The sequence below is a fragment of the Allobosea robiniae genome, from assembly GCF_900102525.1.
GTDB classification, from domain to species: Bacteria; Pseudomonadota; Alphaproteobacteria; order Rhizobiales; family Beijerinckiaceae; genus Allobosea; species Allobosea robiniae.
Map to the genome: position 1 here is coordinate 73,739 of NZ_FNBZ01000009.1, position 12,645 is coordinate 86,383.

Annotated in this window: 11 protein-coding genes and 1 tRNA gene; 7 read left to right on the forward strand and 5 right to left on the reverse strand. The window is 66.7% G+C overall.

Annotated features, from left to right (window positions below; genetic code table 11):
• Nucleotides 1-312: 312 nt before the first annotated feature.
• On the forward strand, nt 313-1,542 hold the full coding sequence (locus tag BLQ70_RS22560) for an MFS transporter (protein ID WP_091861625.1): 1,230 nt from the start codon (nt 313-315) through the stop codon (nt 1,540-1,542).
• Nucleotides 1,543-1,699: 157 nt separating this feature from the next.
• On the opposite strand, the gene BLQ70_RS22565 is transcribed toward BLQ70_RS22560, so the two are convergent.
• A tRNA-Gly gene (locus BLQ70_RS22565) sits at nt 1,700-1,774 on the reverse strand.
• Between the two features lie 234 nt (nt 1,775-2,008).
• On the opposite strand from BLQ70_RS22565, the gene BLQ70_RS22570 reads away from it, so the two are divergent.
• The 4 genes from BLQ70_RS22570 to BLQ70_RS22585 all read left to right on the forward strand — a co-directional run bounded on the left by BLQ70_RS22570 (nt 2,009) and on the right by BLQ70_RS22585 (nt 5,603).
• A complete protein-coding gene (locus BLQ70_RS22570) occupies nt 2,009-2,533 on the forward strand; it encodes a prolyl-tRNA synthetase associated domain-containing protein (RefSeq protein WP_091861628.1) in 525 nt (174 codons plus the stop codon).
• An 81-nt stretch (nt 2,534-2,614) separates the two neighbouring features.
• The gene (trxA, locus tag BLQ70_RS22575; RefSeq protein WP_091861631.1) at nt 2,615-3,514 is read left to right on the forward strand and encodes a thioredoxin; all 900 of its coding nucleotides are present in this window, start codon (nt 2,615-2,617) and stop codon (nt 3,512-3,514) included.
• Between the two features lie 23 nt (nt 3,515-3,537).
• On the forward strand, nt 3,538-4,209 hold the full coding sequence (locus BLQ70_RS22580; RefSeq protein ID WP_091861634.1) for an LON peptidase substrate-binding domain-containing protein: 672 nt from the start codon (nt 3,538-3,540) through the stop codon (nt 4,207-4,209).
• Entirely contained in the window at nt 4,206-5,603 is a 1,398-nt protein-coding gene (locus BLQ70_RS22585) for an MFS transporter (RefSeq protein ID WP_091861637.1), read from the forward strand. Before BLQ70_RS22580 ends, BLQ70_RS22585 begins: the two co-directional genes overlap by 4 nt.
• Nucleotides 5,604-5,816: 213 nt before the next feature.
• Here the strand turns inward: BLQ70_RS22585 and BLQ70_RS22590 are convergent, their stop codons facing one another.
• The 4 genes from BLQ70_RS22590 to BLQ70_RS22605 all read right to left on the reverse strand — a co-directional run bounded on the left by BLQ70_RS22590 (nt 5,817) and on the right by BLQ70_RS22605 (nt 10,451).
• Nucleotides 5,817-7,253: a homospermidine synthase gene (locus tag BLQ70_RS22590; RefSeq protein WP_091861641.1), complete on the reverse strand. Its 1,437-nt coding sequence runs from the start codon at nt 7,251-7,253 to the stop codon at nt 5,817-5,819.
• Between the two features lie 153 nt (nt 7,254-7,406).
• The gene (locus tag BLQ70_RS22595) at nt 7,407-7,943 is read right to left on the reverse strand and encodes a GNAT family N-acetyltransferase (RefSeq protein WP_091861644.1); all 537 of its coding nucleotides are present in this window, start codon (nt 7,941-7,943) and stop codon (nt 7,407-7,409) included.
• A gap of 229 nt (nt 7,944-8,172) precedes the next feature.
• Nucleotides 8,173-9,318, reverse strand: a complete 1,146-nt coding sequence (locus BLQ70_RS22600) for a type III PLP-dependent enzyme (RefSeq protein ID WP_091861648.1) — start codon at nt 9,316-9,318, stop codon at nt 8,173-8,175.
• Nucleotides 9,319-9,890: 572 nt separating this feature from the next.
• Nucleotides 9,891-10,451 carry a glyoxalase superfamily protein gene (locus BLQ70_RS22605; RefSeq protein ID WP_091861652.1) on the reverse strand — a complete coding sequence of 187 codons (561 nt, stop codon included), beginning with the start codon at nt 10,449-10,451 and terminating at the stop codon, nt 9,891-9,893.
• A 274-nt stretch (nt 10,452-10,725) separates the two neighbouring features.
• On the opposite strand from BLQ70_RS22605, the gene BLQ70_RS22610 reads away from it, so the two are divergent.
• Both BLQ70_RS22610 and BLQ70_RS22615 read left to right on the forward strand, forming a co-directional pair.
• Nucleotides 10,726-12,339 carry an OpgD/OpgG family glucan biosynthesis protein gene (locus BLQ70_RS22610; RefSeq protein WP_091861655.1) on the forward strand — a complete coding sequence of 538 codons (1,614 nt, stop codon included), beginning with the start codon at nt 10,726-10,728 and terminating at the stop codon, nt 12,337-12,339.
• A 31-nt stretch (nt 12,340-12,370) separates the two neighbouring features.
• Nucleotides 12,371-12,643 carry a GNAT family N-acetyltransferase gene (locus BLQ70_RS22615; RefSeq protein ID WP_091861659.1) on the forward strand — a complete coding sequence of 91 codons (273 nt, stop codon included), beginning with the start codon at nt 12,371-12,373 and terminating at the stop codon, nt 12,641-12,643.
• Nucleotides 12,644-12,645 lie beyond the last annotated feature (2 nt).

The window sequence follows — 12,645 nt, forward strand, 5'->3', positions numbered from 1 at the left end:
GTCGAATTGGCAAACGGCCTCTTCTGATCGCCTCGGCCCGGCAGGTCAATCCCTCTGCCCGGCGATTTTCACCGCGATCTGCAACCCTGCTCCGCTGCATCTCCCTCCAGCCGCCAGCCGGACCGCAGGATGACCCCGGCGTTCCCGAAAAACGCTCATGACAGGGTTTCCCACGACATCCACAGGCTGGGACGCGGACGCTCATTGCGCCGACCCAGGCCGCATGAGATGCCAAACCATCTGAATACGGGCGACGCCATGCCGCATCGCCGCTCCGCTGGGCTTGGCCGGAGCAGACAAGGGGCTTTCATCATGAGCGATCTTCAAGCGGCAGCCGCCGCACCAACGGAAGTGGACGGCAAGGCGCGGAAGGCCTTGTGGGGCGCGGCGATCGGCTATGCGATGGACGGGTTCGACCTGCTGATCCTGGGCTTCATGCTGCGGGCGATCTCGGCCGACCTCCAGCTCAGCCAGGCGCAGGCCGCCTCGCTGGTCACCGCGACGCTGGTTGGTGCCGTGCTCGGCGGCATCGGCTTCGGCATGCTGTCGGACCGTATCGGCCGCGTCCGCGTGCTGACCTGGACCATCGTCCTCTTCGCCGTCTTCACCGGCATGTGCGCACTGGCGCAGGGCTACTGGGACCTGCTGATCTACCGCACCATCGCCGGCCTCGGGCTCGGTGGCGAGTTCGGCATCGGCATGGCGCTGGTCGCCGAGGCCTGGCCGGCCTCGAAGCGGGCGCGCGCCTCCTCCTATGTCGGGCTCGGCTGGCAGGTCGGCGTGCTCGCCGCGGCCATCGCCACCCCGATCCTGCTGCCCACGATCGGCTGGCGCGGCATGTTCGCCATCGGCATCCTGCCGGCGATCGCGGCCTATTTCATCCGCCACTCCCTGCACGAGCCCGAGGTCTTCGTCGCCCGCTCCAAGGACCGGCCGAAGGAATCGGCGCTGCGCCTGCTGGTCAAGGACCGCGAGACCGCCAAGCTCAGCCTCGGCATGGTCATCCTCTGCTCGGTCCAGAACTTCGGCTATTACGGCGTGATGATCTGGCTGCCGAACTATCTCGCCACCCGGTTCGGCTTCGCGCTGACCCAATCGGCGGTGTGGACGGCGGTAACCATCGGCGGCATGGCGCTCGGCATCTTCGCCTTCGGCCATATCGCCGACCGCATCGGGCGCCGCCCGGCCTTCTTCGGCTACATGATCGGCGCCGCGGTAATGGTCGTGGTCTATTCGCGCCTGACTGATCCGATGCAATTGCTCGTCGCCGGCGCGGTGATGGGCTTCTTCGTCAACGGCATGCTCGGCGGCTATGGCGCGCTGATCAGCGAACTCTTCCCGACGGCGGCGCGCGCCACCGCCCAGAACGTGCTGTTCAACATCGGCCGCGGCGTCGGTGGCTTCGGCCCGGTCGTGGTCGGCGCGATCGCCGCGGCTTACGGCTTCCAGACCGCCATCGCGCTGCTCGCCACGCTCTACATCCTCGACCTCATCGCCATGTGGCTCCTCATCCCCGAGAAGCGCGGCGCGGAATTGACGTGAACGCGTAGAGCTTCGAAAACACCTGCAGAGGGCGCCAGACGGCGCCCTCTTGCGTTTGAAGCCTGGCGGTTTCCGGCAAATCGAAGAATTACAGTCCAAAAAGCAAAAAGCGCCGGAAGATCCGACGCTTGCATGCTTCTCAAGCCTTGAGATTGTCTGGAGCGGGCGAAGGGATTCGAACCCTCGACCCCAACCTTGGCAAGGTTGTGCTCTACCCCTGAGCTACACCCGCATCCGAGACAGTCGCGCCGTGTTGGCGGCGCGGCCGGGTTATTGCCCCAAAGCGCCGCGAAGCGCAAGGACCTCAGGGAAAGTTTTTTTGCCGCCTTCCACAAAAGCCTGGATTCGCGCCTTCCATCTTGCTGCCGCAGCCTTGCACGGCTAGGCATCGCTTGGCCCGTTCCTGCCGTTTCGGCGGGTGCTTTTCAGTGCTGCTTCGAACCCGAACCCTGCCGATCGCCCAGCCATGACCGCGCCCGTCACGCCCGACCAGCTCTGCGCCTATCTCACCGAGAAAGGCATTGCCTTCCACCGCACCGACCATCCGGCTGTGTTCACCGTTGCCGAGACGGCGCCGCATCGCGGCGAGATGGTCGGCCATCACACCAAGAACCTGTTCCTCAAGGACAAGAAGGGGCGGCTGTTCCTGGTCTCGGCCGAAGCGCATGCGCGCATCGACCTCAAGCGCCTGCACGAGCGGATCGGCGCTAGTGGGCGGCTCTCCTTCGGCTCGGCCGAGCTCCTGATGGAGAAGCTCGGCGTCACGCCGGGCTCCGTCACCGCCTTCGCCGTGATCAATGATCGCGCGGGCGAGGTGACCATGGTGCTGGACGCCATTCTGACGACCGGCGAGGACGTCAATTTCCATCCGCTGATCAACACGGCGACGCTCCGGGTCGGCCGCGACGATCTGCTGGCCTTCTTCCGAAGCACGGGCCACGAGCCGCTGATCGTCGATTTGCCCGTCCCGCCTGATGGACAGAACGGCTGAAGCACCCCATCTATGGGGCAACCGCGCGGACGGCCGCATCGGCACGCCTGCGCCTCTACGAAACATCACGAAGGACGACCCATGCTGGTCAATGGCGAGGCGACCGGGCAACCCGGCCTGATCAAGGACACCACGACCCAGGGCTTCCGCGAGGACGTCATCGCCGAATCGATGAACCAGCCGGTTCTGATCGATTTCTGGGCGCCCTGGTGCGGGCCCTGCAAGCAGCTCACGCCCGTCATCGAGAAGGTGGTCAAGGCCGCCGGCGGCAAGGTCAAGCTCGTCAAGATGAATATCGACGAGCATCCGCAGATCCCCGGCCAGCTCGGCATCCAGTCGATTCCCGCCGTCATCGCCTTCAAACAGGGCCAGCCCATCGACGGCTTCATGGGCGCCCAGCCCGAAAGCCAGATCAAGGTCTTCATCGAGCGTCTTGTGGGCCCGATGGGTCCGGGCGAGACCGCCGAGCTGATCGAGGCCGCCGTGGCCGCCATCGCGGCCGGCGACCCCGCCGGTGCGAGCGAGCTCTATGCCGGCGTGCTCGAGATCGAGCCCGACAACCTCGCGGCCATCGCCGGGCTGGCGCGGCTGCATCTCGACAGCGGCGATATCGAGGGCGCCAGGGGCATCCTCGGCACGGCGCCGCAGGACAAGGCCACCGATCCGGCGATCACGGCCGTGCGTGCCGCGATCGAGCTCGCCGAACAGGCCGCCTCGCTCGGCGACACCGCCGAGCTCGAAGCCAAGGTTGCGGCGAACCCGAAAGATCACCAGGCTCGCTTCGATCTCGCGCTGGCGCTCAGCGCCCGTGACAAGCGGGAGGAGGCGGTCGACCATCTCGTCGCCATCATCAAGGCCGACAGGAAGTGGAACGATGACGGCGCGCGCAAGCAGCTCCTTCAGTTCTTCGAGGCCTGGGGCCCGATGGACGAGGCGAGCGTCACCGGGCGCCGCAAGCTTTCGACCCTGCTGTTCTCCTGACCGGCGATAAGGACAAGGCGCGCATGGGCATGAACGCCGTCTACGAGGGAGCCAAGGATTGCCCGACGGCGATCCCGCTTTTCCCCCTGGGTGGCGCCTTGCTCCTGCCGCGCGGCCAGATGCCGCTCAACATCTTCGAACCGCGCTACCTCGCCATGATCGACGATGCGCTGAAGGGCGAGCGCGTCATCGGCATCATCCAGCCCGAGCCGGAAACCGGGCGGCAGCCCGAGATCCCGCCGCTGCTGAAGGTCGGCTGCCTCGGCCGCATCACCCAGTTCTCCGAGACCGGCGACGGCCGCTACATCATCACCCTGACCGGCATCAGCCGCTTCCGGCTGCTCGACGAATTGTCGGTCACCACGCCCTATCGCCAGGGCCGCGTCGGCTATGACGCCTTCGCCGCCGATTTCGTCGCCCGCTCCGGCGAGGAGGAGGTGGACCGTAAAGGCCTGCTCAAGGCGCTCAGGGACTTCGCCAAGGCCAACGACCTCAAGATCGACTGGAAGGGCGTCAACGAGGCGCCCAACGAGGCCCTGGTCAACGCGCTCTCGATGATGTGCCCGTTCGGGCCGCGCGAGAAGCAGGCCTTGCTGGAGGCGCAGACGCTGAAGGACCGCGCCGAGGTGCTGGTCGCGATCACCGAGATCGAGCTCGCCCGCGGTGGCGGCGATCCGGACACGACCCTGCAGTGACGCCAGCGACGCCGCCTGCCGAAGCACCGCCCACCGTCTGGCCGCCGCGCCGCGCGGTCACCGCCTGGCTGTTCTTCGACTGGTCGGCGCAGCCCTTCTTCACGCTGATCACCACCTTCGTCTTCGCGCCGTTCTTCGCCTCGGCGCTGGCGAAGGACGCCGCCGACGGGCAGGCGCTCTGGGGTTATGCTACCGGTTTCGCGGGCCTCTGCATCGCCCTGCTCTCGCCCCTGCTCGGCGGCATCGCGGACCGGACCGGGCCGCGCAAGCCCTGGATCGCCGCCTTCGGCGCGCTCCTGGTCATCGGCGCGGGAATGCTCTGGTTCGCCGTGCCGGGGTCAGCGACCGCGGTGCCGATCGCGCTCGCCGGCTTCGTCATCGCGACTGTGGGGGCCGAATTCGCCACCACCTTCAACAATGCGATGATGACGCGGCTGGTGCCCCCGGAGCGCCTCGGCTGGCTCTCCGGCACCGGCTGGGCGATCGGCTATCTCGGTGGCCTTCTGTCGCTTGCGATCACGCTCGGGCTGCTCGCCGCCGATCCGCAGACCGGCAAGACGCTCATCGGCATCGCGCCGATCCTCGGGCTCGATGCCGCCGCCCGCGAGGGCGATCGCTTCTCCGGCCCGCTGACCGCGCTTTGGTTCATCGTCTTCGTCACGCCGATGTTCCTGCTCACGCCGGATTCCAGCAAGACGGGTCTGAGCCTCTCAGAGGCCGCCAACGGCGGCGTCGGCCGGCTCAGGGACACGCTCGCCGAATTGCCGAAACTGCCTTCGCTCGGCCGCTTCCTGCTCGCCAACATGATCTACCAGGACGCGCTGGTCGCGCTTTTCGCCTTCGGCGGCATCTATGCGGCCGGCGTCTTCGGCTGGCAGACGATCGAGCTCGGCATCTTCGGCATCCTGCTCACCGTCACCGGCACGCTGGGCGCCTGGCTCGGCGGCAAGCTCGACGACCGCATCGGCGGCAAGCCGGTCGTGCTTGGTTCGATCGCCTGCCTGCTCTTCGCCTGTATTGGCATCCTCTCGCTCAGTACCGACCATATCCTGTTCGTGATCCCCGCTGCGCCACCCGTGGCCGGCGATGGTCTCTTCGCCTCGCTGCCGGAGCGGGTCTATCTCGGCCTCGGCCTGCTGATCGGCCTCGTCGCCGGGCCGATGCAGGCGGCCTCGCGCAGCCTGATGGCGCGGCTCGCGCCCCAGGGGCGCATCGGCGAGTTCTTCGGGCTCTTCGCCCTCTCGGGAAAGGTCACGTCCTTCATGGGGCCGACGCTGGTCGCGCTCGCGACGACGATCTTCGCCAGCCAGCGGGCAGGCTTGGCCGTGCTGATCGTCTTCTTCCTGGCGGGTGCGGCGCTGCTGGCCGGCGTGAAGGTCACCCGCAAGGCGTAGGGCGCCTTAGATCATAGAGTGTCTTCCCGCACGCGCTGCGGCACCTCAGTGCTGCTGCGCAGATGCGGGACCGCGCGACGAGAAGGCTCCCTTCAAGCGAAAGGGCGCCTCCCTGCATGAGAAGGCGCCCTTACCGGAAAACGGTCCCGTGTCTGCGCAGCAGCACTGACGTGCCGCAGCGCGCGCGGGATGACACTCTTCAAATAACCGCCTTCAGCGGACCAGGATGTTCCGGAACTGCCAGGGATCGCTGGTGTCGATATCCTCCGGGAACAGCCCCGGGCGGCCGTCGAGCGGTGTCCAGTCGGTGTAGTAGCCCTTCACCGGCCCGAGATAGGGCCGCTGGATCTCGAGGCAGCGGTTGAAATCGAGCTCCTCGACCTCGACGATCCCCGCGCGCGGGTTCTCCAGCGCCCAGACCATGCCGGCGAGCACGGAAGAGGTCACCTGCAGACCGGTCGCGGTCTGGTAGGGCGCGAGCGAGCGCGCCTCCTCGGTCGAGAGCTGCGAGCCGAACCAGTAGGCGCCCTTCTCGTGGCCGTAGAGCAGCACGCCGAGCTCGTCGATGCCGTCGACGACCTCCTTCTCCTCGAGGATATGGTGCTCTTCCTGCGGGCGGCCGGCATTGCCGAACATCTCGTGCAGCGAGAGCACGGCATCGTTCGCCGGGTGATAGGCGTAGTGGCAGGTCGGCCGGAAGACGGCCTTGCCGGCCTCGTCGCGCACGGTGAAATAGTCCGCGATCGAGATCGACTCGTTATGCGTGACCAGGAAGCCGTATTGCGGCCCCGGCGTCGGGCACCAGCTCCGGACCTTGGTTTCGGCGCCGGCCTGCATCAGGTAGATCGCCGCCTGCGAGCCGGTCTCGTGGCCATGGGCGTTCGCCGGCATCCACTTCTCATGGGTGCCCCAGCCGAGTTCGGCCGGCTGCACGGCTTCGGCGATGAAGCCCTCGACCGACCAGGTGTTGACGAAGACGCCCGGCGGCTTGGGGTTCTTCGAACGCTGCGTGTCGCGCTCGGCGATATGGATGCCCTTGACGCCGACGCGCTGCATCAGCGCCGCCCATTCCTCGCGGGTGTTCGGCTGCGTCGCGTTGAGACGCATATCGGCGGCGAGGTTGGTCAGTGCCCGCTTCACCAGCGAGGAGACCATGCCGGGATTGGCGCCGCAGCAGGAGACGGCCGTCGGCGTGCCGGCCGGGCGCGCCCGCTTCGCGGCCAGCGTCATCTCGCGCAGCGCATAGTTCGAGCGCTCGGCCGGGCCCTTGCTCTCGTCGAAATAGAAGCCGAGCCAGGGCTCGTTGACCGTGTCGATATAGAGCGCGCCGAGACTGGAGCAGAACTCCATGATGTCGCGCGAGCCGGTGTCGCAGGAGAGGTTGACGCAGAAGCCCTGTCCGCCGCCGGCGGTCAGCAGCGGCTCCAGCATCGTCTTGTAGTTCTCGATGGTGACGGCTTCCTGGATGAAGCGGATGCCGCGCTCGTCGAGCAGATGGCGGTTGGAATCATCGGGAGCAATGACGACGAAGCGGCTCTTGTCGAACTTGAAGTGCCGTTCGAGCAGCGGCAGCGTACCGCGGCCGATCGAGCCGAAACCGATCATCACGATCGGGCCGGTGATCTCGCCGTAGACGGGCCAATTCGTCATTCTCTGTAACTCCTGGGTTCTGGGGGTAAAAAAGCTCAAAAGGGTCGTATGGGCGCAAAATCGCGCCGTCAATCGCCGGGGACGCCTCCCATGCGGGTGAAACGCATGGAAAGCGCCGGGCGATGACGGCGCGATGACGATGGGTCGGAAGGGTCAGGCGGCCCGCGCCACCTCGTCCGCCTCGAAGGCTGCGGGGATGGCAACGCCGCTCGCAACCAGCACGCCGCTTGCCCCATCGAGTGCGCCCTCGCGCAGCTCGATCGCGAGAAAACGCTCGCGCTCGACCGGGCCGGGCATGGCGAGGTCGCGGGTCAGCGCCGGATCGAAGCCGAAGCGGGCGTAATAGGGCGCGTCGCCGACGAGGATGACGGCGCCGTGCCCACGGCAGGCCGCCCGCCAGAGCGCCTCGCGCATCATCGCCTTGCCGAGCCCCTCGCCCTGCAGCTCCGGCTTGACCGCGAGCGGGCCGAGCAGCAGCGCAGGCACGCCATTGGCTTCCACATGCCAAAGGCGGACCGTCGCGAGCAGTTCGCCGGCACGCTCGGCCGTCAGGGCAAGGCCCTCAGCCGGCAAACGGCCCTCGCGCAGGCGTTCGCTCGACTTGGCGGTGCGGCGCTCGCCCAGGCAACGGTCGAGCAGCGCCTCGCGGGCGGGAATGTCGTTGGCGACCTCGTCGCGGATCGTGATCATGACGCACCTCCTGCCGGAGCGCCCATCCTCATGGGTCTACCCGGCGCCACGCTCGCGCGCGGCCACAATGGAACGATGTGGGGAAGAGGGGTCCGGCGGGAGCCACGCCCATACCTCCATTCTGGAGATACGAACGCTCCACCCGACTTAGCGTCGGATGGCCTGCCTTGCGGCAGGGCGCTTCGCCGGACCCGATGGGATCAGGAAGGAGCTTTCGCTCCTTCCGACGTCAGATGACGTACTGCTTCAGCGGCGGGAAGCCGTTGAAGGCGACGGCCGAATAGGTCGTCGTATAGGCGCCCGTGCCCTCGATCAGCACCTTGTCGCCGATCTCCAGCGAGAAGGGCAGCATGTACGGGGTCTTCTCGTACATGACGTCGACCGAGTCGCAGGTCGGGCCGGCGAGCACGCACGGGACGGTCGCATCGCCATCGCGCACGGTGCGGATGGGGTAGCGGATCGCCTCGTCCATGGTCTCGGCGAGACCGTTGAACTTGCCGATATCGAGATAGACCCAGCGGACTTCATCCGACTCGGCCTTCTTCGAGATCAGCACGACCTCGGCCTCGATCAGGCCGGCTTCGCCGACCATGCCGCGGCCCGGCTCGATGATCGTCTCGGGCAGCTGGTTGCCGAAATGCTTCGACAGCGCCCGGAAGATCGCGTCGCCATAGGACGGCACGCCCGGAATCGGCTTCAGGTAACGCGCCGGGAAACCGCCGCCGAGATTGACCATCGACAGGCCGATGCCGCGGGTGGCGCATTCCTTGAAGATCGCCGAGGCCGAGGCCAGGGCCGAATCCCAGGCGTTCACATTCGCCTGCTGCGAGCCGACATGGAACGAGATGCCATAGGCCAGGAGGCCCAGGCGATGGCCGTGCTCGAGCACGTCCGCGGCCATTTCGGGCACGCAGCCGAACTTGCGCGAGAGCGGCCAGTCGGCGCCGGCACCGTCGCAAAGGATGCGGCAGAAGATACGCGCGTCCTTGGTGCCGGTCTTCTCGGCGGAACGGGCGACCTTCTCGACCTCGGCCGTGCAGTCGACGGCGAACAGGCGCACGCCGAGCTCCATGGCGCGCACGACGTCGCGCTCCTTCTTGATGGTGTTGCCGAAGGAGATGCGGTCAGCCGTGGCGCCGGCGGCGAGCGCGAGCTCGATCTCGACGACCGAGGCGCAGTCGAAGCAGGAGCCGAGGCGGGCCAGCAGCGCGAGCACTTCCGGCGCCGGGTTGGCCTTCACCGCGTAGAAGACGCGGGTGTCGGGCAGCGCACGGGCGAAGGCATGATAGTTCTCGCGCACGACATCGGTGTCGATGACGACGCAGGGCCCGTCCTCACGTCGGGTACGAAGAAACTCACGGATGCGGTCGGTCATGAGACGCGACTCCCCTACGACGCAAGCGGCGTCGATGCGATGTATCGCCGGAGTGAATCGTCGCTGTCGCGCGGCGCTGTGGAGACGCCTGCTACAACGGACGAGCCGTCCGGACCCGAAACACCGTTCGATTGGGGAAGACCCCGCACGGCCGGCAATGAAGGACAAGCCTCTTCGGTGCCGGCCTGTGGAAAGCCGGCGAGACCAAAAAAGCCCGCTCCGTCGTTGCTTTAAGCTGCGTCCCCCGTGGAGATTCGGGGTTCGCCGGTTTTGCCTCCGGCTGCCGGTCTGTGTCGGGGAACAATCTCCTTGCGGAGACTGGGAGGCGTGATTTGAGGGATGTCCATCCCCTCCATCCGTCCTCCAACCCCTGGCGGCTGTCCGGCCTCTTGTCCGGATGCCCACCGACCAGCACGCGGCCACAGGCACGTGCGAATTGGGTGAACGCGATATACGGACGCTCGCCCCGGACCACAAGTGTTTTGTGGGCCCGGAGCCGCATTTTTTTTCAAGGCCGATCCGCGTCCGTTCGGGGACGGGTTAACCGGAAAAAGCCCTTCGCCGGCTATGAGTTAGTCGCGCTTCTCGCAGAAGCGGATTCTGTTGCCGAACGGGTCGGGCACTTCGAGCGTCCGGCCGCCCGGTCCCTCCTCCTGGATGCCGGGCTTGGAGTAGGTGTAGCGCTTCCCGATCAGCTCGGCGCGATAGGCATCGACGCCCTCCATCCAGACGAAGACGGTCGAGCCGGGGCTGGCATCGCCATGATGTTCGGAGAGATGGAGCACGAGGCCGGAGCGGGACACCTGCATGTAGAGCGGCATGTTCGGCCCGAAGCGATGGTCCCAGTCCATCGCGAAGCCGAGGAAGCCGAGATAGAACTCCTTCGCCTTGGCCTCGTCGAAGATCCGGAGGATCGGAATCCCCATCTGGAGGCGAACCGCCTCCGCCGGCTTCTCTGGCGGCGCCGCGGGCGCGCCCTCGCCAATCTTCGCCGCGAGCACGTTCCAGTCGTCATAGCCGAACTGGCGCGCCACAATCTCGAGGGTCTCGGAGTGGGAAAGCATCACCTGCCGGGCGGCCATGGTGTCGCGCAGGCTCCTGGCCATCAGCTTCGCATCGCGAAAGCTACGCATCGTCGTGATCCTTTTCGCTGCGAACGGTCGTGATCGGGGCTCGCCTTGCCGATATCCGTCCACGAGTCGATCGGGATCAGGATAGGTCTCATCTGGATGCGTTCACCTTGCCCTTTCGGGGCGCGAGCGGCTGGCCGCATCCGGCCGGCCGCAAAGGTTGCGGGATGTTCATCTCCTGTCAATGGCGGATGCCCTAGACCGGCCCCATTTGATGGCCTTAAGTCTCGGCTGCCGCAGATGTTTCGCGAGCCGCGCGAGGGAACACGGACCACTTATGACCACGACAGATCGCCGCCGCGTCCTGGGCGGACTTTCAGCCGCGCTCTGCCTCTCGGTGGCGCCCTCCGTCCTCATGGCCCAGCAGCCCCAGCCTCAGCAGCAGGGTCCGCAGCCACCGCCGGCTCCGCAGAACGCCGCGCCGCAGCCCCGCTTCGGCTTCGAGGACGTTCAGCGCCGTGCCCGCGAGATCTCCGCGGTTCCCTACGAGCCGATCGCTCCCTTGCCGGAGGCGCTGGCGAAGCTCGACTACGATTCCTGGCGCGACATCCGCTTCCGGCCGGAACGGGCCCTGCTGGCGCAGAACGGGTCGCCCTTCCGCATGCAGATGTTCCATCCGGGCTTCCTCTTCACCCGGCCGGTCACGGTCAACGTCGTGCGCGACGGCGTGCCGATGCCGGTGCCCTATGCGGCAAACCTGTTCGACTACGGCCGGGTCAAGTTCGACAAGCCGCTGCCGGTCAATCTCGGCTTCGCCGGCTTCCGCCTGCATTATCCGCTCAACGACCCCCGCGTCTTCGACGAATTGATCTCCTTCATCGGCGCGAGCTATTTCCGGGTGCTCGGCCGCGGCCAGCGTTACGGCCTCTCGGCGCGCGGCCTGGCGATCGGCGCCGGCACGACAGCCGAGGAGTTCCCGGTTTTTCGCGAGTTCTGGATCGAGCAGCCGGCAGCCAATGCCGAGCGCATCATCATCCACACCCTGCTCGATTCGCCGGCCGTGACCGGCGCCTATCGCTTCACCATCTATCCCGATCTCGATACCGTCATGGAGGTCGCGGCGACCCTCTATCCGCGCGCGCCCATCGAGAAGCTCGGCCTCGCGCCGCTGACCTCGATGTTCTTCACCGGCGAGAACGACCGCCGTTTCTTCGACGATTTCCGCAGCGAGCTGCACGATTCCGACGGGCTGATGATCCATTCCAGCAGCGGCGAATGGATCTGGCGCCCGCTGCGCAATCCGAAGCAGCAGGCCGTCTCCTCCTTCGTCGAGCGCAATCTGCGCGGCTTCGGCCTGATGCAGCGCGACCGCACCTTCGAGCACTACCAGGACCTCGACCTCTCCTATGAGTTGAGGCCGTCCTACTGGATCGAGCCTCAGGGCGACTGGGGCGAGGGCGTCGTCGAACTGATCGAGATGCCGACGACCGACGAGACCAACGACAATATCGTCGCGCTCTGGGCGCCGAAGACGCCGCTGGAGCCCGGCAAGGAGTTCTCCTTCGGCTACAAGCTGATCTCGATGCTCGATTCCAGCGACCTGCATCCGGGCGGGCGTGTCGTCAACACCTACCAGGCCAAGCCCAAGGCGCTGGGCTCCGGCGAGCCGGTCACCGACGGCTCGCGCCGCTTCATCATCGACTTCGCCGGCGGCGATCTCGACTACCATCTGAAGCAGCCCGAGAAGGTCGAGATCGTGCCCTCGATCGCCTATGGCCGGATCGACCGCGCCTTCATCGTGCCGAACCGCAAGACCGAGGGCTTCCGCGCCTTCATCGACGTCGTGGTCGAGCCCGGCCAGCTCGCCGAGATGCGCGCCTTCCTGCGCAGCGGTGGCAAGGCGCTCACCGAAACCTGGAGCTACCCCTGGCGCGCCGAAGCGCAGGGCTAGCTGAACTGGGATAGCCTGAAGGAACCAACTGATGGACGTCGTCGAGAACGTTGAACAGAACCGCTTTGAACTATCGCTCGACGGCGGCACTGCGCTCGTCGCCTATCGCCGCGACGGCGAGCGGCTTGTGCTGATCCACACCGAAGTGCCCGAGCAGTTCGCCGGGCAGGGTGTCGGCTCGAAGCTGGCGAAGGGCGTCTTCGAACTGCTGCGGGCGAGCAAGCGCAAGGCCGTGGTCCGCTGCGAATTCCTCAAGGGCTGGATCGCGAAGCACCCCGAATATAACGACGTCGTCGACGGCTGAGC

Bases quoted from the DNA above. Each gene is read 5' to 3' on its own strand.
- BLQ70_RS22560 (WP_091861625.1), top strand. From the start codon at position 313: ATGAGCGATCTTCAAGCGGCAGCCGCCGCACCAACGGAAGTGGACGGC.
- BLQ70_RS22570 (WP_091861628.1), top strand. From the start codon at position 2,009: ATGACCGCGCCCGTCACGCCCGACCAGCTCTGCGCCTATCTCACCGAG.
- trxA (WP_091861631.1), top strand. From the start codon at position 2,615: ATGCTGGTCAATGGCGAGGCGACCGGGCAACCCGGCCTGATCAAGGAC.
- BLQ70_RS22580 (WP_091861634.1), top strand. From the start codon at position 3,538: ATGGGCATGAACGCCGTCTACGAGGGAGCCAAGGATTGCCCGACGGCG.
- BLQ70_RS22590 (WP_091861641.1), bottom strand. From the start codon at position 7,253: ATGACGAATTGGCCCGTCTACGGCGAGATCACCGGCCCGATCGTGATG.
- BLQ70_RS22595 (WP_091861644.1), bottom strand. From the start codon at position 7,943: ATGATCACGATCCGCGACGAGGTCGCCAACGACATTCCCGCCCGCGAG.
- BLQ70_RS22600 (WP_091861648.1), bottom strand. From the start codon at position 9,318: ATGACCGACCGCATCCGTGAGTTTCTTCGTACCCGACGTGAGGACGGG.
- BLQ70_RS22605 (WP_091861652.1), bottom strand. From the start codon at position 10,451: ATGCGTAGCTTTCGCGATGCGAAGCTGATGGCCAGGAGCCTGCGCGAC.
- BLQ70_RS22610 (WP_091861655.1), top strand. From the start codon at position 10,726: ATGACCACGACAGATCGCCGCCGCGTCCTGGGCGGACTTTCAGCCGCG.
- BLQ70_RS22615 (WP_091861659.1), top strand. From the start codon at position 12,371: ATGGACGTCGTCGAGAACGTTGAACAGAACCGCTTTGAACTATCGCTC.